Genomic DNA, 26,230 nt, shown 5'->3' with positions numbered 1-26,230 from the left:
CCCCGTGCGCGGGGCCGGCGGCGGTGGGCCGCCGGCCCCGCGAGGAGCGGTCAGCCGCCGACGACGGTGACCTCACCGATGCCGAGCGCGCGCACCGGCTCCGCGATCTGCGCCGCGTCGCCCACCAGGACGGTGACGAGCCGGTCCACCGGGAAGGCGCTGACGACGGCGGCGGTCGCCTCGACGGTGCCGGTCTCGGCCAGGCGCGCGTACAACCGCGCCTGGAAGTCGTCCGGCAGGTGCTGCTCCACCTGGTCGGCGAGCGTTCCGGCGACGGAGGCGGCCGTCTCGTACTTGAGCGGCGCCACCCCCACCAGGTTCTGCACGGCCGTCTCCCGTTCGGCGTCCGTGAGGCCCTCGGCGGCCAGGGTGCGCAGCACCTTCCACAGGTCGTCCAGGGCCGGGCCCGTGTGGGGGGTGTCGACGGAGCCGCTGATGGCGAGCATCGCGGCGCCGTTCCCCTCGGCGTCGGAGCGGAGCACCTGCCCGAAGGCCCGCACGCCGTACGTGTAGCCCTTCTCCTCGCGCAGCACCCGGTCCAGACGCGAGGTCAGGGTCCCGCCCAGGCAGTACGTGCCGAGGATCTGGGCCGGCCAGACGCTGGCGTGCCGGTCGGGGCCGATCCGGCCGATGAGCAGCTGGGTCTGGACGGCGCCGGGACGGTCCACGATGACGACCCTTCCGGTGTCGTCGGCGGTGATCGGCGGCATCGGGAGCGGCTCGCCCGGATCGCCGGTCCAGGCGCCCAGCGTCTCCGCCAGGACCTTCTCCAGGTCCACCCCGGTCAGGTCGCCCACGACCACGGCGGTCGCCGTGGCGGGCCGCACGTGCCTCTCGTAGAAGGCGCGGACCGCGGCGGCGTCGATCGCCGCGACGGTCTCCTCGGTGCCCTGGCGCGGCCGGGACATCCGGGACTCGGCCGGGAACAGCTCCTTGGAGAGCTGCTTGGCGGCCCGCCGGGCCGGACTGGCCGTCTCGTGCGGGATCTCGTCGAGACGGTTGCGCACCAGGCGCTCGACCTCGGTCTCCAGGAACGCCGGGGCGATCAGGGCCTCGGCGAGCAGACCGAGCGCCTTGGGCAGCCGGGAGACCGGGACCTCCAGGGAGACCCGTACACCGGGGTGGTCGGCGTGCGCGTCGAGCGTGGCGCCGCAGCGCTCCAGCTCGGCCGCGAACTCCTCGGCGGTGTGCTTGTCCGTGCCCTCGGACAGCGCGCGGGCCATGATGGTCGCGACGCCGTCGAGACCGGCCGGCTCGGCGTCCAGCGGGGCCGGCAGGAACAGTTCCACGGCCACGACCTGCTGGCCGGGGCGGTGGCTGGTGAGCACGGTCAGGCCGTTCTCCAGGGCGCCGCGGTCCGGGGCCGGGAAGGCCCAGGGCCGGGCGGTGCCCGGCGCCGGCCGCGGGTGGAACTCCATGCTCGTCAAAGACACGGCAGCGTCGGTCACTGGTCCGCCCCCTCTTCCTCGTCGCTGTCGCTCTGTTCGTCGGCCACCGGCTCGTAGACGAGCACCGCGCGGTTGTCGGGACGCAGCCGGGCCGCGGCGGCCTCCCGCACCTCCTCGGCGGTGATGTCGAGGATGCGGTCGACGGCGGTGAGGGCGAGCTGCGGGTCGCCGAACAGCACGGCGAACCGGCACAGTTCGTCGGCGCGGCCCGCGACGGTGCCGAGCCGGTCCAGCCACTCGCGCTCCAACTGGGCCTGCGCGCGCTCCATCTCCTCGGGCGTGGGCCCCTCGGCGGCGAACCGGGCCAGCTCCTCGTCGACGGCTGCCTCGATCCGCGGGACCTCGACGCCCCCGGACGTCTTGACGTCCAGCCAGCCGAGCGAGGGCGCCCCGGCGAGGCGCAGCAGGCCGAAACCGGCGGCGACGGCCGTGCGGTCGCGGCGGACGAGGCGGTTGTGCAGACGGGAGGACTCCCCGCCGCCCAGGACCGTCAGGGCCAGGTCGGCGGCGTCGCACTCGCGCGTGCCGTCGTGCGGCAGCCGGTAGGCGGCCATCAGCGCGCGCGCCGGGACCTCCTCCTCGACGACCTCGCGGAGCTGCTCGCCGATGACGTCGGGCAGCGAGCCGTCGCGCGGGGCCGGCTTGCCGTCGTGGGACGGGATGGAGCCGAAGTACTTCTCGATCCAGGCGAGGGTCCGCTCCGGGTCGATGTCGCCGACGACGGAGAGCACCGCGTTGTTCGGGGCGTAGTACGTGCGGAAGAAGTTCCGCGCGTCCTCCAGGGTGGCCGCGTCCAGGTCGGCCATGGAGCCGATCGGCGTGTGGTGGTAGGGGTGGCCCTCCGGGTAGGCGAGGGCGGTCAGCTTCTCGAAGGCCGTGCCGTACGGCACGTTGTCGTAGCGCTGGCGGCGCTCGTTCTTGACGACGTCCCGCTGGTTCTCCATGGACTCGTCGTCCAGGGCGGCGAGGAGCGAACCCATGCGGTCGGCCTCCAGCCAGAGGGCGAGCTCCAGCTGGTGCGTGGGCATGGTCTCGAAGTAGTTGGTGCGCTCGAAGCTCGTCGTGCCGTTGAGCGAGCCGCCCGCACCCTGGACCAGTTCGAAGTGACCGTTCCCGTGGACCTGCTTCGACCCCTGGAACATCAGGTGCTCGAAGAGGTGGGCCAGGCCCGTGCGGCCCTCGACCTCGTGGCGCGAGCCGACGTCGTACCAGAGGCAGACCGCGGCGACCGGGGTCAGGTGGTCCTCCGAGAGCACCACGCGCAGGCCGTTCGCCAGCCGGTGCTCGGTCGCTGTCAGGCCGCCGGAGCCGGCCTCGGCCGTGGCCGTGTGACCCATGGGCATGTACGTCCCTTCGATCGCGATGTGAAAAAGTCCTGCCACTGTATGCAAGCGCGCCGACACCTGGCGAAGTTCCCGCCCGTTCGAGATGTCCCTCTTCCGGGTCGCGGTCGGCGTTGTCGGTGGCACGGTCCACAATGGTCCGCGTCAGAGCAACCATGTTGGTGAAGGAGCCGCAGCCGCGATGGCCCGCCGCAGCACGAAAACACCGCCGCCGGACGACGCGTACGAGGAGAAGATCCTCGACATCGACGTCGTCGACGAGATGCAGGGCTCCTTCCTCGAGTACGCGTACTCGGTGATCTACTCGCGCGCGCTTCCCGACGCCCGCGACGGCATGAAGCCCGTCCAGCGCCGCATCGTCTACCAGATGAACGAGATGGGGCTGCGGCCCGACCGCGGCTTCGTGAAGTGCGCCCGTGTCGTCGGCGAGGTGATGGGCAAGCTGCACCCGCACGGCGACGCGTCGATCTACGACGCGATGGTCCGCATGGCACAGCCCTTCTCCATGCGTCTCCCCCTCGTCGACGGCCACGGCAACTTCGGCTCCCTCGGGAACGACGACCCGCCGGCCGCCATGCGGTACACCGAGTCGCGGATGGCCCCGGCCGCGCTGCTCATGACCGAGTCCATCGAGGAGGACACGGTCGACTTCGCGCCGAACTACGACGGCCAGGAGCAGGAGCCGGTGGCGCTGCCCGCCGCCTATCCGAACCTGCTGGTCAACGGCGCCTCCGGCATCGCGGTCGGCATGGCGACCAACATGCCCCCGCACAACCTGGGCGAGGTCGTCGCGGCCGCCCGCCACCTGATCAGGTACCCGAACGCCGACCTCGACGCGCTGATGCGCTTCGTCCCCGGCCCGGACCTGCCGACCGGCGGCCGCATCGTCGGCCTCTCCGGCATCAAGGACGCGTACGAGTCGGGTCGCGGCACCTTCAAGATCCGCGCCACCGCGACCGTGACGGACGTGACGGCGCGCCGCAAGGGCATCGTCGTGACCGAGCTGCCCTTCTCGGTGGGCCCCGAGAAGGTCATCTCCAAGATCAAGGACCTGGTCGGCTCCAAGAAGCTCCAGGGCATCGCGGACGTCAAGGACCTCACCGACCGCAGCCACGGGCTGCGTCTGGTCATCGAGATCAAGAACGGCTTCGTGCCCGAGGCGGTCCTGGAGCAGCTCTACAAGCTGACGCCGATGGAGGAGTCCTTCGGCATCAACAACGTGGCGCTGGTCGACGGGCAGCCGCTCACCCTCGGCCTCAGGGAGCTCCTCCAGGTCTACCTGGACCACCGATTCGAGGTCGTCCGGCGCCGTTCCGAGTTCCGCCGCACCAAGAAGCGCGACCGGCTCCACCTGGTCGAGGGCCTGCTGGTCGCGCTGCTCGACATCGACGAGGTCATCCGCCTCATCCGGGAGAGCGACAACTCCGCGCAGGCCAAGGAGCGCCTGATGGAGCGCTTCTCCCTGAGCGAGATCCAGACGCAGTACATCCTGGACACCCCGCTGCGCCGCCTCACCAAGTTCGACCGGATCGAGCTGGAGAGCGAGCGCGACCGGCTCAACGGCGAGATCGACGAGCTGACCGGAATCCTCGACTCCGACGCGGAGCTGCGGAAGCTGGTCTCGGCGGAGCTGGCCGCGGTCGCCAAGAAGTTCGCCACCGACCGGCGGACCGTCCTCCTGGAGTCGGCGGGCGCGCCCGTCACGGCCGTCTCCCTGGAGGTCGCGGACGACCCGTGCCGGGTGCTGCTCTCCTCGACCGGCCTGCTGGCCCGTACGGCGACGGCGGAGCTGCCCGCGGCCGATCCGGACGCGAAGCGGGTCAAGCACGACGTGATCGTGTCGTCGGTGGCGGCCACCCAGCGCGGTGACGTCGGCGTGGTGACCTCGGCCGGCCGGCTGCTGCGGCTCGCGGTGATCGACCTGCCGCGGCTGCCGGACACCGTGAGCGTCCCGAACCTGGCGGGCGGGGCGCCGCTGTCGGAGTTCCTCTCCCTGGAGGCGGACGAGACGGTGGTCTGCCTCACCACGCTCGACGAGTCCTCGCCCGGTCTCGCGCTCGGCACGTCGCAGGGCGTGGTGAAGCGGGTGGTGCCGGACTATCCGGCGAACAAGGACGAGCTGGAGGTCATCACCCTCAAGGACGGCGACCGGATCGTCGGCGGGGCCGAGCTGCGGACGGGCGAGGAGGACCTGGTCTTCATCACGTCCGACGCCCAGCTGCTGCGGTACCAGGCCTCCCAGGTACGGCCCCAGGGCCGGCCGGCCGGCGGCATGGCGGGCGTCAAGCTGGCGGCGGGCGCCGAGGTCCTGTCGTTCACGGCCGTCGACCCGGCGTCGGACGCCGTCGTCCTCACGATCGCGGGCTCCACGGGCGCCCTGGACGCCTCCGTCGGGACGTCGGCGAAGCTGACGCCCTTCGACCAGTACCCGCGCAAGGGCCGTGCCACGGGCGGCGTCCGCTGCCACCGCTTCCTGAAGGGCGAGGACGTCCTGATCCTGGCCTGGGCGGGTACCACCCCGGCCCGCGCCGCCCAGAAGACCGGCGCCCCGGTCGACCTGCCGGAGATCGACCCCCGCCGCGACGGCTCGGGGACCCCCCTGGCGAAGCCGGTGGACGTGGTGGCGGGCCCCGCCGTCTGACCCCGCTCCCCCCGGGCCCCCGCGGGGCGGGCGAAGGCGCCGCCCCGCGGGGGCCTCCGCGTGCCCGCCGGACATCGCCGTGGGCCGGGGCGGGGCCCCGCCCGCTCCGCGAACCTGCGGGCTGCCGGCGCGAGGGGGCCGCGGCCGGCGGGGGGGCCGGTCCGGCCTCCGGGCCGGCGGACCCTCCCGCCCGGCTCAGGAGACCGCGTCCTCCTGCCCCGGGTCCTGCTCCGTCCGCCGCACGTACCGCAGGACGCCCCACATGCTGTGCTCGTCGGGCACGTCCTCCGGGCCGTTCAGTTCGCAGGCGGCGAGGTCCTTGCGGAGACGGGCCGTGTCGGTGCCGGAGCCGATCAGGACGAGCTGGGTGAGGCGTTCCTCGCCGGCGGGCCAGGGCTCCGGGTAGAAGCGCAGGAAGCGCCCGACCGCGTGGACGGTGTAGCGGTTGAGCGGGTCGGCGGTGCCCAGGTCGACGAAGCCCTTGATCCGGTAGACGCCCTCGGGCCGCGAATCGAGGAACTCCATCAGGCGGCGCGGGTGGAGCGGCGTCGAGGCGGTCAGCGAGAAGGCCTCGTAGTCCGCGTGCGGATGCGCCTGCCCGTCTCCGTCGAGGTCGTGGAGGACGTCCTCGATCGACATCTGGCCCTCGATCTCGCCGTCCGGTACGACCCGGTCGAAAAGGAACTCCGGGTCGACGCGTCCGTGCGAGGCCTCGATCACGACGGCGCGCCCGGCGAGCCCCGCCACCGTCTCCCGTACGGTCCGCAGCCCGTCCCCGGGCACCCGGTCGACCTTGTTGACGACCACGAGGTCGGCGACGGCGAGGTGCCGGTCGGTCCCGGGGTGCCGCTGCCGGGTGGCCTCGAACTCGGCAGCGTCGACGACCTGGACGAGCCCCCCGTACACGATCCGCTCGTTCTCGCTGGCGAGCACCATGCGGACGAGTTCCTGCGGCTCCGCGAGTCCGCTCGCCTCGATCACGATCACGTCCAGCCGGGCCTCGGGCCGGGTCAGGACCTCCAGGTACTCGTCGAGTTCGCTCGCGTCGACGGCGCAGCACAGACAGCCGTTGCCGAGGGAGACCGTGGAGCCGACCTGGCCCGCGACGGTCATCGCGTCGATGCCGATGTCGCCGAAGTCGTTGACCATGACCCCGATGCGGGTGCCCCGGGCGCTGCGCAGCAGATGGTTGAGGAGCGTGGTCTTCCCGGCCCCGAGGAACCCTGCCAGGACGACGACGGGGATCTGCTGTGTGGTCAAGGGAACATGCCTCCGGTCGTACTCGGTCGTGGTCTCCGTGGCGCACCGCCCCGCGGAAGGGCCCAGGAGCGGAAAAGCCCAGGATAGGCGGGCGACCGGCCGGTGACGGGCTCCGGAACGGCGCGGTGCCCCGGGCGCGGCCGCGGTCCTCCGGGTCCTACCCCGCTCCCGCCCCCGCACGCGCGGGTCTCCGCCGTCCCACCCGCCCGCCGTGGCCGTACTCCTCCCCGCACCCGCACGCGCGCGGGCCTCCGCGCCCGGCCCGGTGCCCGCCGTCCGGACCGCGCGTTTCCGGTCCCGGGGTGTCTCCCCGTACCTTTTCGGACATGAATCCCGCACAGACCGGCCTCTCGCGCCCCCTCGCGCGCCGTCGGCGGTTCGGGTGGCCCCAGCGGGTGTTCTCGCAGGTCCTGCTGATGCAGCTGGCCATCGCGACCGGCGTGACCGTCCTCGCCACCGGACTCTTCCTCGCCCCGCTCGGCGCGCAGCTCGACGACCAGGCCATGCGGCGGGCCCTGGCCATCGCCGGGGCCACCGCCTCGCCCCGGCTCGCCGCCGGCCTCGGCGCCGGCCCGCCGTCCGCGCGGGGCCCGGTGCAGACGGAGGCCGAACGGGTCCGGACCTCCACGGGCGCCGAGTACGTCGTCGTCATGGACACGCGCGGGGTGCGCTGGTCGCATCCCGACCCCGCCCGGATCGGCGGGCTCGTCTCCACCGATCCCAGCACCGCCCTGGCCGGGCGGGAGGTCATGGAGATCGACGACGGCACCCTGGGCCGTTCGGCACGCGGCAAGGTGCCCCTGCGCGACGCGGACGGGCGCATCGTCGGAGCGGTCTCCGTCGGCATCGAGTACGACAGCGTCCGCGCCCGGCTCCTCGCCGCGATCCCCGGTCTCCTGGCCTACGCCGGCGGGGCGCTCGCGGCCGGGGCCCTGGCCGCGTACCTGATCTCCCGGCGGCTCCAGCGGCAGACCCACGACCTGGCCTTCTCCGACATCTCCGCCCTCCTCGCCGAGCGGGAGGCCATGCTCCACGGCATCCGGGAGGGCGTCGTGGCCCTGGACCGCAACGGTTCCGTGCGGCTCATGAACGACGAGGCGCAGCGGCTCCTCGGCCTCGGCCCCGAGGCCGCCGGCCGGCCGCTCGACGAGGTCCTCGGCCGGGGCCGCACCTCCGACGTCCTCGCGGGCCGGGTCACCGGCGAGGACCTGGTCACGGTCCGGGGGCACCGGGTGCTGATCGCGAACCGGATGCCCACGGACGACGGTGGTGCGGTGGCGACCCTCCGCGACCGCACCGAGCTGGAACGCCTCGGCCGCGAGCTGGACTCCACCCGGGGCCTGATCGACGCCCTCCGGGCCCAGGACCACGAGCACGCCAACCGGATGCACACCCTGCTCGGCCTCCTGGAACTGGAGATGTACGAGGAGGCGGCGGAGTTCGTCACCGAGGTGGTCGGGGTGCACCGGGCCACCGCCGAGCAGGTCACCGAGAAGATCCACGACCCGCTCCTCGCCGCGCTCCTGGTCGGCAAGGCCACCGTCGCCGCCGAGCGCGGCGTCTCGCTGCGGGTCGTGCCGGACTCCCTGCTGCCGGACCGGCTCGTCGACCCCCGCGAACTGGTCACCGTCGTCGGCAACCTCGTCGACAACGCCCTGGACGCCTCCGCCGGCACTCCCGGCGCCCGGATCGACGTCTCCTTCCGCGTCGAGGACCGGGCGGTCGTGCTGCGGGTCTCGGACAGCGGTCCCGGCGTTCCGGAGGAGCGCCGGGAACTGATCTTCACCGAGGGCTGGACGACGAAGTCCCTCCCGTCCCACGGAAAGCGCGGCCTCGGTCTCGCCCTGGTGCGCCGGCTCGCCGAGCGCCGGGGCGGGACCGTCACCGTGACCGGGGGCCCCGACGGCGGCGCCCGGTTCACCGTCGTCCTCCCCGACGCCCTGTCCGACCCCCCGAACGACCTGGGGCCAGGCACGCCCGCCGCGTCGCCGGAACCGGCCGAGGAGGCACGATGATCGACGTACTCGTGGTGGACGACGACGTACGGGTCGCCCGGATCAACGCCGCGTACGTCGCCAAGACGTCCGGCTTCCGGGTCGTCGCCACCGCCCACTCGACCGCCGGGGCGCTCGCCGCCCTGGACGCGCGGCCGGTGGACCTGGTCCTCCTGGACCACTACCTGCCGGACGAGAACGGTCTCGCGGCGGTACGCGAACTCCGCGCGCGCGGCCACCAGTGCGACGTGATCATGGTGACGGCGGCCAGGGACATGGCCACCGTGCAGGCGGCGATGCGGCACGGCGCCCTCCAGTACCTGGTCAAGCCGTTCAACTTCGCCGGCCTGCGCGCCAAGCTGGAGGCCTACGCGACGCTCCGCCGGACCCTGGAGGGCGGGGGCGAGGCCGAACAGGCCGAGGTGGACCGGATCTTCGGGGCCCTGTCGGCGGGCTCCGTCGCCCCCGACCTGCCCAAGGGCCACTCCCCCACCACGGCCGAACTGGTCCGGCAGGTCCTGCTCGCCTCCGACGGCCCGCTGTCCGCGCAGGAGATCGCCGAGCGTTCCGGCGTCAGCCGGCAGACCGCCCAGCGCTACCTCAAGCTCCTGGAACGCGCCGACCGCGTACGCCTCTCGCTCCGGTACGGCGAGACGGGCCGCCCCGAGCACCAGTACACCTGGACGACCCCGCCGACCGGCGTCTGACGCCCGGCGCGCGACCGGGTCAGACCGCTCCCGCTCCGGTCAGTGCCCGGACCTCGGTCTCCGCGTGCCGCGCCGCGTCGGGCGGCTCGGTGGAGGTGACCGTTCCGATCCAGCCCGCGAGGAAGCCGAGCGGAATGGACACCACGCCCGGGTTCTGGAGCGGGAAGAGGTGGAAGTCGACGCCGGGGAACAGCGCCTCCGGGGTACCGGAGACGACCGGCGAGAACAGGACGAGCAGCACGGCCGGGACCAGCCCGCCGTACACCGACCAGACCGCCCCCCTGGTCGTGAACTTCCGCCAGAACAGCGAGTAGAGCAGCACCGGCAGATTGGCGGAGGCCGCGACCGCGAAGGCCAGTCCGACGAGGAAGGCCACGTTGAGGTCGCTGGCGAGCAGCCCGAGGCCGATGGCGGCGGCGCCGATCACGGCCGCGGCGACCCGCGCCACGGCCACTTCGCTGTACTGCTTCGCGTGCCGGCGGCGCAACGAGGCGTAGAGGTCGTGGGCCACGGAGGCCGAGGAGGCGAGGGTGATCCCCGCGACGACGGCGAGGATGGTCGCGAAGGCGACGGCGGCGACCACCGCGAAGAGCACCGTGCCCCCGGTGGAGCCCGCGCCCCCGCCGAGGTCGAGCGCGAGCAGCGGTACGGCGGTGTTTCCGGCCGCGTTGGACGCGCGGACCTCGTCGGGGCCGATGAGCGCGGCCGCGCCGAAGCCGAGCACGATGGTCATCAGGTAGAAGCTGCCGATGAGACCGATGGACCAGACGACGGAGCGCCGGGCCGCCCGGGCGGTCGGCACGGTGTAGAAGCGCGACAGGATGTGCGGCAGTCCCGCCGTGCCCAGGACGAGGGCGATGCCCAGGCTGATGAAGTCGAGGCGGGCCGTCCAGTCCCCGCCGTAGCGGAGCCCGGGGGCGAGGAAGCCGAGGCCGTGGCCGCTGCGCTCGGCAGCGGTGGAGAGCAGGCCGTTCACGTCGCCGTGGAAACGGAGCAGGACGAGGACCGTGAGCGCGATCGTGCCCGCCATGAGCAGGACCGCCTTGACGATCTGGATCCAGGTGGTGGCCCGCATGCCGCCGAGCGACACGTAGATCACCATCAGCGCCCCCACGCCGATCACCGTCCAGGAGCGGGCCGCCTCGCCGGTGCCGCCGAGGAGGAGGGCGACCAGGCTTCCGGCGCCCACCATCTGCGCCACGAGGTACAGCACGGAGACGGCCACCGAGGACGTCCCGGCGGCGATCCGCACGGGGCGCTCCGACATGCGCGCGGCGACGACGTCGGCCAGTGTGAACCGCCCGCAGTTGCGGACCAGTTCGGCCACCAGCAGGAGGACGACCAGCCAGGCGACGAGGAAGCCGATCGAGTACAGCATGCCGTCGTAGCCGTAGAGCGCGATCAGCCCGGAGATGCCGAGGAAGGACGCCGCCGACATGTAGTCGCCGGCGATCGCGAAGCCGTTCTCCATCGGCGAGAACAACCGTCCTCCGGCGTAGAACTCCTCCGCCGACCCCTGCCGGCTGCGGCTCACCCAGGTGGTGATGCCCAGGGTCACGGCGACGAAGACGCTGAACAGCACGAGCGCCAGGGTCTGGTGGTCTCCGGTCACCGCCGCACCGCCCCTCGGGTCATCTCCTGCGTGTCCCAGCGCAGTTCCAGCGCCGCCCGGTCCCTGCGCAGCCGCGCGTGACGCGCGTAGGCCCAGGTCAGCAGGAAGGTGGTGAGGAACTGTCCGAGCCCGGCGACCATCGCCACGTTCACCGCTCCGGCGACCGGCCGGGCCATGAGTCCGGGCGCGGCGGTCGCCGCCACGACATAGGCGAGGTACCAGAGCAGGAAGGCGGTGGTGGCCGGGAAGACGAACCGGCGGTAGCGAGCGCGCACTTCCTGGAAGGCGGGACTCCGCTGGACTTCCAGATAGATCTCCGCCGCGCTGGGGACCCGCTGGCGCGGCACCGTGCCCGCGTGGCCGTCACGGGCCGTCCCGGACGCCACCCGCTCGTCCCGGCCCGGGGCCGCCATGTCGTACCAGGGGTTGTCGGCCGGCACCGTCGAAGTGCCGCGCCCCTCCTGCTTGTCCACCTGCACCACCGGTCCAACTCTCCTTGTCAGCGGACCGTTTCGGCCGCGCACCCAAGGATGGACAGAGCGGGAAGTTCCCGGACTCTTCTCCCTCCGAACTTCACCACATCAGGTGAGTTTTCCTCCGGGCGTCCTGACAAGACCGTGCTGATATGCGTACCGCACGGCCCGTGCGCGGTCGCGCACTCCGGTCTTGGCGAGGAGATTGCCGACGCGGGTCTTCACCGCGGCCGTGGAGATCCGCGGCCGTCCGGCGACCTCCCGGTGGGAGAGGCCTTCCGCGACGGGCACGAGCACCTCCGCCTCCCGCTCCGAGAACCCGTCGCGGAGCTACGGAGCGTGGGCGGCCGTGTGACCGTCCCGTGGGCGGAGCGTGCGGCCCCGCCCACGGGTGGGGCGCCTCAGGCGTCGATGCGCGAACGGTCCAGGGTGGCCGCCGAGCTGGTGATGAACTCCTTGCGGGGTGCCACGTCATTGCCCATGAGCAGGTCGAAGACCTGTTCCGACGCTTCCAGGTCACCGATGTTGATCCGGCGCAGGGTGCGGTGGCGCGGGTCCATGGTGGTCTCCGCGAGCTGGTCGGCGTCCATCTCGCCCAGGCCCTTGTAGCGCTGGATGGAGTCCTTGTACCGGACCCCCTTGCGCTGGAACTCCAGCAGGGTCTGCCGCAGCTCGTTGTCCGAGTACGTGTAGACGTACTTGTCCTGGCCCCGCTTGGGCTGGACGAGTTCGATGCGGTGGAGCGGGGGAACGGCCGCGAAGACCCGTCCCGCCTCGACCATGGGCCGCATGTAGCGCTGGAAGAGCGTCAGCAGCAGGGTGCGGATGTGGGAGCCGTCGACGTCGGCGTCGGTCATCATGATGACCTTGCCGTAGCGGGCCGCGTCGATGTCGAAGGTGCGGCCCGAGCCCGCTCCTATGACCTGGATGATCGCACCGCACTCGGCGTTCTTGAGCATGTCCGAGACGGACGACTTCTGCACGTTGAGGATCTTGCCGCGGATCGGCAGCAGGGCCTGGAACTCGCTGTTGCGGGCGAGCTTGGCCGTGCCCAGGGCGGAGTCCCCCTCGACGATGAAGAGCTCGCTGCGCTCCACGTCGTCGCTGCGGCAGTCGGCGAGCTTGGCCGGCAGGGAGGAGGACTCGAGCGCGGTCTTCCTGCGCTGCGCCTCCTTATGCTGGCGGGCCGCGATCCGGGTCCGGGCCGCCGCGACGGCCTTCTCCAGGACGGCGCGCGCCTGCGCCTTGGCGTCCCGCTTGGTGGAGGTGAGGAAGGCCTTGAGCTCCTTGGCCACCACGTTCGCCACGATCCGGCGGGCCGCCGAGGTGCCGAGCACCTCCTTGGTCTGCCCCTCGAACTGCGGCTCCGCGAGACGGACGGTCACGACGGCCGTGAGTCCTTCCAGGGCGTCGTCCTTGACGATGTCGTCCTCGGCGACCCGCAGCATCTTGGCCGAGCGCAGCACCTCGTTCACCGTCTTGGTGACGGCCTGCTCGAAGCCCGAGACGTGGGTGCCGCCCTTGGGGGTGGCGATGATGTTGACGAAGGACTTGACCGTGGTGTCGTAACCGGTGCCCCATCGCAGGGCGACGTCGACCGCGAGCTCCCGGGTGACCTCGGTGGGGGTCATGTGGCCGCGGTCGTCGAGGACCGGGACGGTCTCCTTGAAGGTGCCCTGCCCGGTGAGGCGCTGGATGTCGCAGACGGCCTTGTCCTGGGCGAGGTACTCGCAGAACTCGCTGATGCCCCCGTCGAAGCGGAAGGTCTCCTCGCTCTTGCCGATCCCGGCCAGGTCCCGCTCGTCGCGGACGACGATGGTGAGGCCGGGCACGAGGAAGGCGGTCTGCCGGGCGCGCTGGTGGAGCGTCTCCAGGGAGAGCTTGGCGTCCTTGAGGAAGATCTGCCGGTCCGCCCAGTAACGGACGCGGGTGCCGGTGCGGGTCTTGGGAATCCGCTTGCTCTTGCGGAGCCCGTTGGCCGGGTCGAAGGGGCTGTCGGGCCCCTGCTCCGTGAAGACTCCGGGGACGCCGCGGCGGAAGCTGATCGAGTGGGTCGCGCCGTTCCGGTCGACCTCGACGTCGAGACGGGCCGACAGGGCGTTGACCACGGAGGCGCCGACGCCGTGCAGGCCGCCGGAGGCCGCGTACGACCCGCCGCCGAACTTGCCGCCGGCGTGCAGCTTGGTCATGACGACCTCGACGCCCGAGAGGCCGGTCTTCGGCTCGACGTCGACCGGGATGCCCCTGCCGTTGTCCCGCACCTCGACGGAGCCGTCGTCGTGGAGGACGACCTCGATGTGGTCGCAGTAGCCGCCGAGGGCCTCGTCGACCGAGTTGTCGATGATCTCCCAGATGCAGTGCATCAGGCCGCGGCTGTCGGTGGACCCGATGTACATGCCGGGGCGCTTGCGGACCGCTTCGAGCCCTTCGAGTACGAGCAGGTGCCGCGCGGTGTAGTTGGAACCGTCACGGTCTGCGGTCAGCAGCGCACTGGACGGCACGGACGTTTCGGCGGTCACGCGGTTCGCTCCTCGCTGAATTTGAAATCTGGCCCGATGGGTAAGGCCCGGCGTCGGTTCACCGGTTCAGAGCGTACCGATGCCTGGTAGAGCCGTTGCCACGCCACCCTCCCCGTTTCCTCATGCTAGTCCAGAGTCGCATAGATGTTCGATCCCTCGATGGGGTGACGCGAACATCACGTTCCCTTCGAGGCATGAACCATTTAGGCTCCGGGCACGTCCTCATGAACAACCGGCAACCACGCCGGGAGGGCCGACCGAGACAAGCAACGCGAAAACCGTAGTGCGACGCAATACGGCTCATTCGCCGCAACCGGCAACAGACAGCCACCTTGGAAGAAGTTTCAAGGAAAAGCCACGAGCGGGAACGTTTTCGGCCTGGTTGGATGTTGACCCTGGTACGACAGCTCGTCGAGCTAGAGAAGAGGCGACGTGACTACTGTTCTGACCCCCGCGAGCCCCCTGACGGCCGCTGACCGCTGCGACCGCTGCGGCGCCCAGGCCTACCTGCGTGTCGTTCTGACCAGCGGAGGTGACTTGCTCTTCTGCGCCCACCACGGACGTAAGTTCGAGCCGGAACTCAAGAAGATCGCCGTTGAGATACAGGATGAGACGGACCGGCTGACCGATGCGCCGGCCCGCACGGTGGGCGACGAGCACTGACGCCCCGCATCCACGACGAGCCCAGGGCCGGTCGCTGACCGGACGGCGGGCGGTCACCCCTCTCCCCGGGGAGGGTGGCCGCCCGTTCTCGTATCTCCGCTCCGGTCACCCGTGGGAGGCGCCGGGCCCGACGCTCCCGGCACCCTCTGCGAGAGCCGTTCGGAAACGCCCGGGCAGCACGCCGGAGACGCGCGTGTAGACGCCGGGGTTCTCCGCCTCCCCGCAGCCGCTGCCCCAGGACACCAGGCCCACGAGGCGCCCCCGGGCCACCAGGGGACCTCCGCTGTCCCCCTGGCACGCGTCCTTGCCGCCCCGCGGATCGCCGGCGCACATCATCGTGTCCTTCTGGTACCGCACCCCGGAGCCGCCCGGATACGCCCGCTCGCACGCCGCGTCCGGAAGCACCTGGACACGCGCCGTGCGCAGGGTGGAGGCGTAGGAACCGTTTCCGGTGGTGTCCCCCCAGCCGTAGACGTCCGCCGCCGTCCCGGGCGCGTACGCCGTGTCCTCCGGGCGGGCGACGCCGATCACGTACGACTCCGGCAGCGCCTCCGCCAGCGTCAGCACCGCCAGATCCCTCGTGTTGGCCGCCGGATCGTAGTCGGGATGGATCCAGGTGTCCGCGACCCGCACCTCCTGGCCGCCCTGGCCGCGCAGCGCGGTACGGCCCGCGATGACCGAGAAGTCGCGCGCCTCCCCCGGTTCGCCTCCGAGCACCTCCCTGCCCAGACAGTGGGCCGCGGTGAGCACCTTGGTGGGCGCGACGACCACGCCGCCGCAGAACTGTCCCGCGCGCGTGCTCCCGAACCGGTCACGGCTGGACAGCGCCACGACCCATGGCGCCTCCGTGATCCGGACCCGGCTGCCGCCCACCACGACACCGTCGGCGGTCGCGGGGGCGGCGACGGCGAGCTGTCCGGCCGCCGCGGTGATCAGGCCCAGAACACCCGTCAGCGCTCGGGTGAGGGAACCGCGCATGGAGCCTCCTGACTCTCCGGTGACATCTGTTCACCCAGCGTCCACCACACGCGGCTCCGTCGCACCCCCGCACGCCGAAGGGCCCGGCTTCTCCTTTCGGAGAACCGGGCCCTTCGGTGACGATCCGCGCCTCGTACGGCTCAGTCGAGGTAGTCGCGCAGCACCTGCGAACGCGACGGGTGGCGGAGCTTCGACATCGTCTTCGACTCGATCTGGCGAATCCGCTCCCGCGTCACGCCGTAGACCTTGCCGATCTCGTCCAGCGTCTTCGGCTGGCCGTCGGTGAGGCCGAAGCGCATCGAGACGACGCCGGCCTCGCGCTCGGAGAGCGTGTCGAGGACGGAGTGCAGCTGCTCCTGGAGGAGCGTGAAGCTCACCGCGTCGGCCGGGACGACCGCTTCGGAGTCCTCGATGAGGTCGCCGAACTCGCTGTCGCCGTCCTCACCCAGCGGAGTGTGGAGGGAGATGGGCTCACGGCCGTACTTCTGGACCTCGATGACCTTCTCGGGGGTCATGTCGAGTTCCTTGGCCAGCTCCTCCGGGGTGGGCTCGCGGCCCAGGTCCTGGAGCATCTGCCGCTGGACGCGGGCGAGCTTGTTGATGACCTCGACCATGTGCACCGGGATGCGGATGGTGCGGGCCTGGTCGGCCATGGCGCGGGTGATCGCCTGACGGATCCACCAGGTGGCGTACGTGGAGAACTTGTAGCCCTTGGTGTAGTCGAACTTCTCGACGGCGCGGATCAGACCCAGGTTGCCCTCCTGGATCAGGTCCAGGAAGAGCATGCCCCGGCCGGTGTAGCGCTTGGCGAGGGAGACCACCAGACGGAGGTTGGCCTCCAGGAGGTGGTTCTTGGCCCGGCGGCCGTCCTCGGCGATGATCTCCAGCTCGCGCTTGAGCTTCGGGGCGAGCTTGTCGGAGTTCGCGAGCTTGTCCTCGGCGAACAGGCCGGCCTCGATGCGCTTGGCGAGTTCGACCTCCTGCTCGGCGTTGAGCAGCGGGACCTTGCCGATCTGCTTGAGGTAGTCCTTGACCGGGTCGGCGGTGGCACCGGCGACGGCGACCTGCTGCGCGGGCGCGTCGTCCTCGTCCTCGTCGGACAGGACGAAGCCCTTGGTCTCGCCCTCGGTCTCCTCCTCCTCGCCCTTGCCGGGCACGACGTCCTCGATCAGCTCCTCGCCCTCGACGAGCTCGTCGGAGTCCTTCTTGGACGCGGTCTTCTTGGCGGCCGTCTTCTTGGCGACGGTCTTCTTGACCGCGGCCTTCTTGGCGACGGTCTTCTTCGCCGCCGCCTTCTTCGCGGGCGAACCCGCTTCGTCGGCCGGGTCGGCACCTTCGGCCGCGGGGGCCGAGACGGTGGACTTCGTCACGGTCGTCCTGGCGGTGACGGTCTTGGTGGCGGTGCGCTTGGCCGGGCTCTTCGCTGCGACGCTCTTGCGGGCGCGCTTCGGCGACTCCGCTGCACTGACCATCAGCGTCACACCCTCTTCCTCGAGGATCTGATTGAGGCTGCGCAGAACGTTCTTCCACTGGGTTGGCGGAATCTGGTCAGCCTCGAAGGCCCGACGCACGTCATCGCCGGCGATCTGCCCATCAGCCTTTCCCCGCTCGATGAGCGCCATCACAGACTCGGACTCGGCGATCTCCGGCGGGAGCGTACGGGATGTGCTGGCCGACACGAACAACCTCTCGGAACGATGGAAACGGCTTCCGGCCCCGCCCTGGATCGGGCTGGAGCCGACGACCGTCGACGGGGAGTGTGCCGACGGCGCGGGCTGGACCGGGGAACTGCACAGCGCCTGCGTCGGCTGCTGTATTCCTTCCTCGGCTGTCACCTCTTAGGTCATCGCACGGCCCGGAGGAGTGTTACGCCCAATCTTCGTGGCCCGAGTCACACCTCATGCGCGACGAACGGCCCAAACCGGTTGATCACTGCACATTCGTGCCATCGGGACCCCGGAGCCGCACAGGGGTTCCCCGCCGGGCTCCCGGGGTGGCACTCGGGCCCCTCGGCGCCCGACGCGTACGCCCCGGCGTTCCCGGCCGCTGCCCGAGGGTCAGTGTTCACGGGGAGCGGGGACGACACGCTCCCCCTCGGGGTGGACCATGAGCAGCTGCCGCATGGCCGTCTCGGCCCCGTGGGCGTCCCCGTCGGCGAGCGCGTCCACGATCCGGGCGTGGTGCGCGAGGCACGCCTCGCTCGGCCGGTCGCAGCCGGTGGCCGGGCCGCCGGAGACCTGGAGCGCGGCGGAGACGATGCCGGAGAGGTGCTCCAGCATGCGGTTCCCGGCGAGCTGGATGAGGAGGGAGTGGAATTCGGTGTCGGCCCGGGAGAAGGTGGTGCCGTCCCCCTGGGTGAACGCGTGCCCCATGATCTCGACCATGTCGGCGAGGCGCTGCTGCACGTCCTCGCGGCCGTGCCCGGCGGCGAGCCGGGCGGCCAGGGGCTCGATGGTCCAGCGCATCTCGTTCAGCTCGCGGCGCTGGTCGTCCCGCTGGGGACCGAAGGCGCGCCATTCGATGATGTCGGGGTCGAGGAGGTTCCAGTCGCTGACGGGCCTGACCCGGGTGCCGACGTTGGGACGGGCGCTGACGAGCCCCTTGGCCTCGAGCACGCGGAGCGACTCGCGCACGACGGTGCGCGAGACCTCGAACCGCTGGCCGATCTCCTCGGGGACGAGCGGGCGGTCGGCACCGAGGTCGCCGGAGACGATCATCTGGCCGAGCTGCTGGACGAGCTGTCCGTGCAGTCCCCGGCCCCGGCTGCCGGTGCTCCTGCGCCCGACGCGGCCCAGGTCGGTCTCCACCCCCTCCCAGGAGGCCGGACCCACGCGGCCGGCGGCGGGCGCCTCCGGGTAGGGGTAGCGGTCGAGATCGCCCGGGGCGCCGAGGCCGGAGTCGACGGAGCGGGCGGCGGTCATCATGGTGTGCGCAAGGGTACTCACGCATCCTTTGTCGGCGTCGCCCTGACGGCCCTTGAGGTCTTTGGTGAAAAGCACACGAAAGGGTGATCGGCACCCCTTACACAATTGACGATTAATCGGTCATATAGTGCATAACGTAAGAGAGTTGTCGTCATGCGGACCCTTTCGGTCCCCACATGATCACCAACGGGCCCTGCGGCGCGGTCCGGTGAGCGCATAAGCACAGAACAGCCCCGTCAACGTCAGCGAGAGTGCCACCCCCGCGGGTTGCCCGACCACCCGGAGTGCCGCCGCCAGCCAGTGGTCCAGGACCGGCGGCCAGTGCGGACCCGCGAGTTCGCGCAACCGTTCCGGAAGACCGGCGGCCGAACGCACCGACGGCCCCGTCAGCGCCTTCCGCGCCAGCGGCACGAGAACGACCGGGACGACGAGGACCGCCGCCACCCCGGTCGCGGCGGCCCGGAACACACCGGCCCCGAGCACTCCGGCCCAGGCACAGCCGACGATCAGCCCCAGCCAACTCGCCCACAGTGTCCCCCGGTTGTCCGGCACGGGGATCAACTCGGCTCCGTGGACGAGCCGCAGGGCCCCCAGGTCCAGCATCACGACGAGCACCCCGAGGAGGAGGGCGACGACGGCCGTCACGGCGAGCTTGGCCAGCAGCAGGCCGGGTTCACGGGGCACGGCTCCGCGGCCGGCGGTGAGCGCGGGATAGCGGTACTCCTCCGCGAAGGAGAAGGCCCCGAGCAGTCCGGCCCCCAGCGCCGCGGGCGGCAGCGGGGAGATCGCGGGCCAGCCCGCGAGGACGGCGGGCAGCGCGGCGCGGCCACCGCGGCCGAGGAGCAGGGCGAGCGTCACGGAGACGAGCAGGACGGCGGCCACCACGAGCGGCGTGGAGGGCACGCCCAGGAGCCGGTGGACCTCGTAGCGGAGCGGACGCGAGGGCGTGCGGGCCGGTTTCCGGGGAGCGGTCGGCCGCCCGGCCGAGACGTCGGGGGCGGCGGCGGAAGCGGCGACGTGAGGCCGTTCGGTGTCCCGCGACGCGGACGCCGCGCGCCTCCCGGAAGCGGAACTCCCGGAGGCGGCAGCCCGTTCGGCACCCCGCCCGGTGCCACCGCCGTCAGGGGCGCCGGCGTCACGGGCGCCGGTGTCACGGGCGCCGCCGGCCGCGCCCGGCGCACCGGTGTCGCCGACCTCCTCCGCGAGACGGTGGACCGGCACGCCGTGCCGGAAGGCGGTGTCGCCGACGGAGGCGCAGTCGCTGCCGTAGACGAGGAGCCGGTTGCCCTCCTCGGCGACCACCTCGACCGGGCGGCGAGCGGCCCTCGCCTCCCGGGTCACGGCCACGGCCAGACGCGCGGCGTGCGGAGTGCGGACGACGACCCGTGGACGCAGCCGGGTACGGGCGAACTCGGCCGCGTCCTGGTCGGCGAGGAGCCGGCCGTTGTCGACGGTGACGACCCGGTCGGCGTTGCGGGCCGCGTCCCTGGGGTCCCGCGTGGTGTAGAGCACCGTGCCTCCCGCGGAGGCGTGGGCACGCAGAAACGCGTGCAGCCACGCGCTCTCGGACGGGGAGAGGCCGGCCCCCGGTCCGTCGAGCAGCAGCGTGTGAGGGGCGCCCAACAGGGCCACGGCGAGGCCGAGACGGCGATCCGCCCCGATCGGCAGGGTACCGATCCGCCGGTGTTCCAGTCCGGCGAGACCGACCTCCCGCAACAGTTCCTCCGCACGTGAGGCGGGGGCTCCCGTAGCGGCACAGAGCATCCGGAGCTGCCCCCGGACCGTACGGGCGGGGTGCCCGGGAACGTCGCCGAGAAGCACGCCGACCTCGCGGGAGGGATGGGCGATGCGGTGCAGCGGCCGGCCCCGGAAGCAAGTCGTCCCGCGCCCCGGTTCGAGTTCCAGCATGAGACGGAGGGCGGTGGTCTTCCCGGACCCCCGGGGGCCGAGGAGTGCGGTCACGGCACCCGGCCGGGCGTCGAAGGTCAGATCGTCCACGGAGGGCGGACGACCGTGGCGGGCAATGCTGGTGAGTCCGATGGCCTGGAGCATCGCTTCTCCCGCGGTAGGTGACACCGCTCCGCGGCAGAGCGGCGCTACCGAAGCAAGATAACGCTATATTTCGGACTTAAGATGCATGGCGGGCGCCGTGGGTGGCGGATTTCCGCCCCCTCAGACCTCGGGACGCAGCATGGGCGGATTGAGGAGGGTCGCCCCGCCCGCCCTGAAGAGCTGCGCGGGACGCCCTCCCTGACGGGTCGTGGTACCGCCGGCCGGAACCAGGAAGCCCGGCGTGCCGGTCACCTTGCGGTGGAAGTTGCGCGGGTCCAGGGTCACCCCCCAGACGGCCTCGTACACGCGCCGCAACTCGCCGACCGTGAACTCCGGCGGACAGAAAGCGGTGGCCAGGGAGGAGTACTCGATCTTGGAACGGGCGCGCTCCACCCCGTCGGCGAGGATTCTGGAGTGGTCGAAGGCGAGCGCCCCCTCTCCCTCGACGCCGACGACCCCGCCTTCTCCGAGCAGTTCCTCGACCGGCGCCCAACGGGCACTGTTCGCGTCGCCGCCCGCCCGGGGCGCGGGAAGGTCGGGAGCCAGGGCGAGATGGGCGACGCTGACCACGCGCATCCGGGGATCGCGGTCGGGCGCTCCGTACGTCGCCAGTTGCTCCAGGTGCGCGCCGTTGCTCGGTACGGGGGTCGGGACGGCCGGATCGTGGGCGCGGAGACCGGTCTCCTCGACCAGCTCGCGCGCCGCCGCGGCACCGAGGTCCTCCTCCGCCCGCACGAAACCTCCGGGCAGCGCCCAGCACCCCCTGAACGGCGCCTCCCCCCGTTTGACGACCAGAGCGCAGAGCGCGTGGCGCCGCACGGTGAGCACGACCAGATCGACGGTGACGGCGAAGGGCGGAAAGGCCGACGGGTCGTAGGGAGGCATGCCGAGATCATAGTCGTCTTCCTGACGATAAGCACGCCTCGTGGAATCTCCGGCGACGACTTCCCCGACGCGCCGCGAAGCTTCCCTCATGTCCGTGCCCGGCATTCCGTCCCACCCCCGGTCGAAGGCCTCTGCTGCCACCCCGACGATACCGAGACCGCACCCACCCGTCCGCACTCCGCGTGATCCGGCGACGGAGGCGGCCTCGGGGCCCGCCCTCCCGGAAGCGCGCGGAGCGTCGTGGGCGGACAGGACGCGGCGGATGAACACACCGTGCGCCGGAGGGGGTTCCGCCCGGTGAGCCACACGCGGGGACGCTCGGCGGGCACCGGGTACGAGTCCGGCCGGGCGGTCGGACGACTGTCCGGCGGAACGGCCGGGGGACGTGAGGAACACCGAGCGTCCTCCGCGCGGACGGGGAGGCCGGCGGGGCGCCGGTGGCGCGGTTCGCACGCCTGCGTCTGCGCCTGCGCCTGCGCCGGAGCGGTGAACACGCTTGCGGCCGACCGGGCCACGGTCGTCACCGGCCGCTCCTCGTCCCGCGATGGCCGCCGGGCCGGGGGACACCCTTCCCGGGTCCGCTGGTGGCGGGTCCGGCGGGCCGGACTCCGGCGGCGGCCCTCCGGTCCCTCGCCCCGGCCTGCCGCCCCGCCCCGGCCAGGCCCTGACGGACGGCCTGTCGGCGGGCGGTGCGCGCCCGGACCCGCCGGGAGGAGGCCGGCGCGTCCCGTTCCGGGACGGCCCGGGCATCCCGCTCGCTCCTCAGGCAGGAGCGGAGCGATTCGGGATCGAGTCCCTCGTTGCACGCCTGGTGCAGCAGCCGGGCGAAGACGTACTCGGGGTCCGCGACGAGCGCGAGTCCGAGAGCGACCCGGGCCGTCGGCTCGTCACCGGTGGACCATGCCGTCCAGCCCGCGAGGGTGAGGGGCGCGGCGGCGTGCTCCTGGTAGGGGGTGACGCAACGCCGGGCCAGTACGCGCCAGAGCCGCAGGGCGGCGGTTCCCTCCCAGCCCTCCATCCATTCGGCGACACGGTCCCGGGTGACCCGGTCCTGAAGACCCAGGATCAGTGCGGCGGCCTCATCGGTGGTGACCAGGGCGTCGTCGGCCGCGTCGGCCGCGGCCGCGTCGGCGGCGTACCGTCCCGGGCCCACCGTGCTCCTCGGAGCCATCAGGCCTGCCGAACTCTCGTGCTCCTCCGGCCCCTTCGGGTTCTCGGGGTTCTCCGGGTCACCCGAGGTCTTCGATGTCTTCGAGGTCTCCGGGACCTTCGAGGTCTCCGGGTCGGCGAACCGGCGAAGGATCTCACGGGCGAGGCGCAGCGTTCCCTCGCGCACTTCCTCCCGTCCCTGCTCCTCGGAACCTTCGAGGATGCGGGGGACGATCGAGGCGGCGGCCGCGTCGAGGGCGGCGCGCTGCTCCTCCTCCCCGGGCCCGCCCGGTGGCTTCAGCCGGGCCTCCATGTCCCTCAGGGAACCCCGTACCTGCACTCCGGCGTACGCGGCGGTCGCCGCCATCACCGTCGTGCCGCTCAGCGCGAGCGGGGTGCCGTCGGGCGGACAGCAGCGCGCGTTCGGACAGCAGTAGGAGAAGTAGAGGCCGTCGGAGATGCAGAGGGCCTCGTAGACGGGAATGTCGAGGGCCCCGCAGGCGGTGCGCAGCCGCTGGGCGAAGGGACGCAGCCGCTCCATGACCCTCCGGCCCGTCTCACCGGGCGCCGGGTCCTGGCAGAGGAAGACGACGATGCCGTCGGGCCGGGCGCCGGCCCGGGCCCCTCCTTCCACGAGGCACTCGGCGAGGTGGTCCGCGGTGGAGGCCCATTCCCGGGGCGAGCTCGGAATGCCGAGCCTGATCCGGCCGCCGAAACGGCCGTGCTCGCCGTGGAGGGCGACCATGACGACGGAATCGGTCGGATGGAAGCCCAGCATGAACGGGAGGGCGTCGGCCAATTCGGCCGGGCCCCGCAGGGTGATCTGCTGGGTGCGTGCGGGAGCGCTGGTTTCGTGGTGGTTCGCGTTCATGGTCAGGACGGTCTCGCGATCTCCCGAAATCCGAAACCCCTGTGGATAACTCCCGGAACGGGGCATCCGTCGGTTCCACCGGTTGTCCACAGGTTCGGCGGATCACGCGCATGATGGCCGGGACATCGGGTTGGATGAGGGATGACTCGTGCGGCTCCCCGGAAGGCCGGGCCGTGTCTCCGTGCGACCGGTTTCCGTGCGACCAGCGGTGTCGCGCGCCTCTCGTCCCGCGCCCGGCACCGTCGGGAATCCGGCCGCCCGGCGCCGTCGAGGCCCGGCCGTCTGATGCCGTCGGGTCCTCGACGGCGCCGGCACCGAGCCCCGCGCGGTTCGATCACCCGGTGGAACCGCTCTCCGTACCCGATGAGGTCCGGGCCGGTGTCCGGCTGCCATGGGGCCCCCGTCGTCGACGACGGGGGCCGCGCGGACGACGTCAGCGGCCGCGCGGACGGGGAAGAACCGCTCAGCCCGCCGCGGCGAGAACCAGCGGGAGCACCGGCCCGCTGCCCGCCCGGCGAAGGAGACGGGCGGCGACGGCAAGGGTCCAGCCGGAGTCGGTGCGGTCGTCGACGAGCAGGACGGGCCCCGGGGAGTCCGCCAGCGCCGCGGCAAGCTCCTCGGGGACGGTGAAGGCCCCGGAGAGCGCCCGGAGGCGCTGGGCGGAGTTGCTGCGGCTCGCCGAGTGCGCGCCGTCCGGTCCCGTGTACGCCAGGGCGCCGAGGTGGGGAAGGCGGCCGACGGCCGCGATGCCCCGGGCGAGGGAACCGACCAATTGCGGGCGGGAGAGGGACGGTACGGCCACGACCCCCACGGGGCGGGCGGTGGCGTCCGGAACGCCGGACGCCCAGCCGCCGGGAGAACGCGCCCAGTCGGCCAGGACGGCCACCGCGGCCTTCAGGACGTCGTCGGGGACGGGGACGTCGGGGGCGTTGTCGGCCAGGAGGGGGCGCAGCCGGTTGCCCCAGCCGATGTCCGAGAGCCGGCCCAGGGCGCGGCCGGGGGAGCACTGTTCGCCGGCGGGGATGCGTCCCTTGAGGTCGATGCCCAGTGCGGGCATGCCGGTCGGCCACATGCGGCGGGGCTCGACCTCCACACCGGGGCGGTCCAGTTCCTTCGCCGCCCCCGTCAGCGCGTCGGCCGAGACCGAGGAGTCGATCCACGGACCCGCGCAGTTGTCGCACCGCCCGCACGGGACCGCGCCTTCGTCGTCGAGCTGCCGCCTCAGGAACTCCATGCGGCACCGGGAGGTGCCGACGTAGTCGCGCATGGCCTGCTGTTCGGCCGCCCGCTGCCGCGCCACCCACGCGTACCGTTCGGTGTCGTAGGCCCAGGGCCGCCCGGTGCTCTCCCAGCCGCCCTTCACCCGCTTGACCGCCCCGTCCACGTCGAGGACCTTGAGCATCGTCTCCAGGCGGGTGCGCCGCAGGTCGACCGCCGCCTCCAGGCTCGGTACGGACAGCGGGCGCCCCGCGTCGGCGAGGGCCGCCAGGGTCTGCCGGACCTGGGCCTCGGGCGGGAAGGCGGTGTCGGCGAAGTAGCGCCAGATCGCCTCGTCCTCCTGCCCCGGCAGCAGGAGCACCTCCGCGTGTTCCACTCCGCGGCCCGCGCGGCCCACCTGCTGGTAGTACGCGATCGGGGAGGACGGCGAACCGAGATGGATCACGAAGCCGAGGTCCGGCTTGTCGAAGCCCATGCCCAGGGCCGATGTGGCCACGAGCGCCTTGACCTTGTTCTGCTGCAGGTCGGTCTCGGCCTGGAGGCGGTCGGCGTTCTCCGTCCGTCCGGTGTAGGAGCCCACGGCGAATCCCCGCTGTCGCAGGAAGGCCGTGGCCTCCTCGGCCGCGGCCACCGTCAGCGTGTAGATGATCCCGGAGCCCGGCAGCTCGTCCAGGTGCTCGGCCAGCCAGGCCAGCCGGTGTGCCGCGTCCGGCAGCCGCACCACGCCGAGCCGGAGGCTGTCCCGCTCCAGTGAACCGCGCAGCACCAGGGCCTCGCTCGCGCCGGTGCCCAACTGGTCGGCCACGTCCGCCGTCACCCGTGCGTTCGCCGTCGCCGTGGTGGCGAGCACCGGTACACCGGGCGCCAGCTCGCCGAGCATGGCCCTCAGCCGCCGGTAGTCGGGGCGGAAGTCGTGGCCCCAGTCGGAGATGCAGTGCGCCTCGTCGACCACCAGCAGGCCCGTCGTGGCCGCGAGCCGGGGCAGTACCTGCTCCCGGAAGTCCACGGAGTTGAGGCGCTCCGGGCTCACGAGGAGGACGTCGGTGGCACCGCTCTCGATCTCCCCGTAGATCGTGTCCCACTCCTCCGGGTTGGCCGAGTTGATCGTGCGCGCCCGGATGCCGGCCCGCTCCGCCGCCTCGACCTGGTTGCGCATGAGCGCCAGCAGCGGCGAGACGATCACCGTCGGTCCCGCGCCGCGCCGCCGCAGCAGCGCGGTGGCGACGAAGTACACGGCCGACTTGCCCCATCCGGTGCGCTGCACCACCAGCGCGCGCCGGCGCTCCTCCACCAGGGCCGCCACCGCCTGCCACTGGTCCTCCCGCAGCCGCGTCGAGCCCCCGGGGTCGCCGACCAGCTCGGCGAGGACGGCGTCGGCTTCAGCGCGGAGTTCCAGGTTGGTCATGCCCCCATGCAACCCGATGGCACCGACAATCGACCAGCTCACCCGGAGTGACACGCCTCTCGCGGACGGTGTCCCGACCGCGCGCCTC

Annotated in this window: 18 protein-coding genes and 1 pseudogene; 5 read left to right on the top strand and 14 right to left on the bottom strand. The window is 72.3% G+C overall.

The window, feature by feature from the left end; translation table 11 throughout:
• Positions 1-50: 50 nt before the first annotated feature.
• Together ACZ3IL_RS26295 and ACZ3IL_RS26290 are read right to left on the bottom strand one after the other, a co-directional pair.
• A complete protein-coding gene (locus ACZ3IL_RS26295; RefSeq protein WP_467394221.1) occupies positions 51-1,418 on the bottom strand; it encodes a M16 family metallopeptidase in 1,368 nt (455 codons plus the stop codon).
• A gap of 26 nt (positions 1,419-1,444) precedes the next feature.
• A complete protein-coding gene (locus ACZ3IL_RS26290; RefSeq protein ID WP_467394088.1) occupies positions 1,445-2,791 on the bottom strand; it encodes a M16 family metallopeptidase in 1,347 nt (448 codons plus the stop codon).
• Positions 2,792-2,972: 181 nt separating this feature from the next.
• Here ACZ3IL_RS26290 and ACZ3IL_RS26285 point away from each other — a divergent pair, with 181 nt between their 5' ends.
• Positions 2,973-5,432: a DNA gyrase/topoisomerase IV subunit A gene (locus tag ACZ3IL_RS26285; RefSeq protein WP_467394086.1), complete on the top strand. Its 2,460-nt coding sequence runs from the start codon at positions 2,973-2,975 to the stop codon at positions 5,430-5,432.
• Between the two features lie 195 nt (positions 5,433-5,627).
• Here ACZ3IL_RS26285 and ACZ3IL_RS26280 read toward each other — a convergent pair whose 3' ends face one another.
• Positions 5,628-6,692, bottom strand: coding sequence for a CobW family GTP-binding protein (locus ACZ3IL_RS26280; protein WP_467394084.1), 1,065 nt, complete (start codon positions 6,690-6,692; stop codon positions 5,628-5,630).
• Positions 6,693-7,018: 326 nt separating this feature from the next.
• Between ACZ3IL_RS26280 and ACZ3IL_RS26275 the strand changes: the two genes are divergently transcribed.
• Both ACZ3IL_RS26275 and ACZ3IL_RS26270 read left to right on the top strand, forming a co-directional pair.
• Positions 7,019-8,707 carry a sensor histidine kinase gene (locus ACZ3IL_RS26275; protein ID WP_467394082.1) on the top strand — a complete coding sequence of 563 codons (1,689 nt, stop codon included), beginning with the start codon at positions 7,019-7,021 and terminating at the stop codon, positions 8,705-8,707.
• Complete coding sequence (locus ACZ3IL_RS26270) at positions 8,704-9,393, top strand: response regulator (RefSeq protein WP_467394080.1); 690 nt, start codon at positions 8,704-8,706, stop codon at positions 9,391-9,393. Before ACZ3IL_RS26275 ends, ACZ3IL_RS26270 begins: the two co-directional genes overlap by 4 nt.
• Before the next feature lie 19 nt (positions 9,394-9,412).
• Here ACZ3IL_RS26270 and ACZ3IL_RS26265 read toward each other — a convergent pair whose 3' ends face one another.
• The 4 genes and pseudogenes from ACZ3IL_RS26265 to ACZ3IL_RS26250 all read right to left on the bottom strand — a co-directional run bounded on the left by ACZ3IL_RS26265 (position 9,413) and on the right by ACZ3IL_RS26250 (position 13,997).
• The gene (locus ACZ3IL_RS26265) at positions 9,413-11,005 is read right to left on the bottom strand and encodes a solute symporter family protein (protein ID WP_467394078.1); all 1,593 of its coding nucleotides are present in this window, start codon (positions 11,003-11,005) and stop codon (positions 9,413-9,415) included.
• Positions 11,002-11,445: a DUF485 domain-containing protein gene (locus ACZ3IL_RS26260; RefSeq protein WP_467394219.1), complete on the bottom strand. Its 444-nt coding sequence runs from the start codon at positions 11,443-11,445 to the stop codon at positions 11,002-11,004. The genes ACZ3IL_RS26265 and ACZ3IL_RS26260 overlap by 4 nt, the downstream gene beginning before the upstream one ends.
• Positions 11,446-11,586: 141 nt before the next feature.
• Positions 11,587-11,784: pseudogene (locus tag ACZ3IL_RS26255) on the bottom strand (response regulator transcription factor); the annotation flags it as partial.
• Between the two features lie 95 nt (positions 11,785-11,879).
• Positions 11,880-13,997, bottom strand: a complete 2,118-nt coding sequence (locus ACZ3IL_RS26250; protein ID WP_467394076.1) for a DNA gyrase/topoisomerase IV subunit B — start codon at positions 13,995-13,997, stop codon at positions 11,880-11,882.
• Between the two features lie 432 nt (positions 13,998-14,429).
• Here ACZ3IL_RS26250 and ACZ3IL_RS26245 point away from each other — a divergent pair, with 432 nt between their 5' ends.
• Positions 14,430-14,660 carry a DUF7455 domain-containing protein gene (locus ACZ3IL_RS26245; RefSeq protein ID WP_384863293.1) on the top strand — a complete coding sequence of 77 codons (231 nt, stop codon included), beginning with the start codon at positions 14,430-14,432 and terminating at the stop codon, positions 14,658-14,660.
• A gap of 105 nt (positions 14,661-14,765) precedes the next feature.
• On the opposite strand, the gene ACZ3IL_RS26240 is transcribed toward ACZ3IL_RS26245, so the two are convergent.
• Both ACZ3IL_RS26240 and ACZ3IL_RS26235 read right to left on the bottom strand, forming a co-directional pair.
• On the bottom strand, positions 14,766-15,638 hold the full coding sequence (locus ACZ3IL_RS26240) for a serine protease (protein WP_467394074.1): 873 nt from the start codon (positions 15,636-15,638) through the stop codon (positions 14,766-14,768).
• A gap of 140 nt (positions 15,639-15,778) precedes the next feature.
• Positions 15,779-17,317 (bottom strand): RNA polymerase sigma factor, encoded by a 1,539-nt coding sequence (locus ACZ3IL_RS26235; RefSeq protein WP_467394072.1) that lies wholly within the window; start codon positions 17,315-17,317, stop codon positions 15,779-15,781.
• Between ACZ3IL_RS26235 and ACZ3IL_RS26230 the strand changes: the two genes are divergently transcribed.
• Positions 17,250-17,480: a hypothetical protein gene (locus tag ACZ3IL_RS26230; RefSeq protein ID WP_467394225.1), complete on the top strand. Its 231-nt coding sequence runs from the start codon at positions 17,250-17,252 to the stop codon at positions 17,478-17,480. The two genes, ACZ3IL_RS26235 and ACZ3IL_RS26230, sit on opposite strands and share 68 nt — an antisense overlap.
• Before the next feature lie 215 nt (positions 17,481-17,695).
• On the opposite strand, the gene ACZ3IL_RS26225 is transcribed toward ACZ3IL_RS26230, so the two are convergent.
• The 5 genes from ACZ3IL_RS26225 to ACZ3IL_RS26205 form a co-directional block, all read right to left on the bottom strand.
• Positions 17,696-18,583, bottom strand: coding sequence for a FadR/GntR family transcriptional regulator (locus ACZ3IL_RS26225; RefSeq protein ID WP_467394070.1), 888 nt, complete (start codon positions 18,581-18,583; stop codon positions 17,696-17,698).
• Between the two features lie 159 nt (positions 18,584-18,742).
• Positions 18,743-20,614 (bottom strand): ATP-binding cassette domain-containing protein, encoded by a 1,872-nt coding sequence (locus ACZ3IL_RS26220; RefSeq protein WP_467394068.1) that lies wholly within the window; start codon positions 20,612-20,614, stop codon positions 18,743-18,745.
• A 120-nt stretch (positions 20,615-20,734) separates the two neighbouring features.
• Positions 20,735-21,499, bottom strand: a complete 765-nt coding sequence (locus ACZ3IL_RS26215; RefSeq protein WP_467394066.1) for an NUDIX hydrolase — start codon at positions 21,497-21,499, stop codon at positions 20,735-20,737.
• 520 nt (positions 21,500-22,019) lie between these two features.
• Positions 22,020-23,519, bottom strand: a complete 1,500-nt coding sequence (locus tag ACZ3IL_RS26210) for a DUF4192 domain-containing protein (protein ID WP_467394065.1) — start codon at positions 23,517-23,519, stop codon at positions 22,020-22,022.
• 463 nt (positions 23,520-23,982) lie between these two features.
• Positions 23,983-26,142 (bottom strand): RecQ family ATP-dependent DNA helicase, encoded by a 2,160-nt coding sequence (locus ACZ3IL_RS26205; RefSeq protein WP_467394064.1) that lies wholly within the window; start codon positions 26,140-26,142, stop codon positions 23,983-23,985.
• Positions 26,143-26,230: the final 88 nt, after the last annotated feature.

The sequence above is a fragment of the Streptomyces sp. NPDC014907 genome (assembly GCF_055562975.1).
The sequence above is the reverse complement of the archived record's forward strand: the minus strand, read 5'-3'. Positions and strand labels throughout refer to the sequence as shown.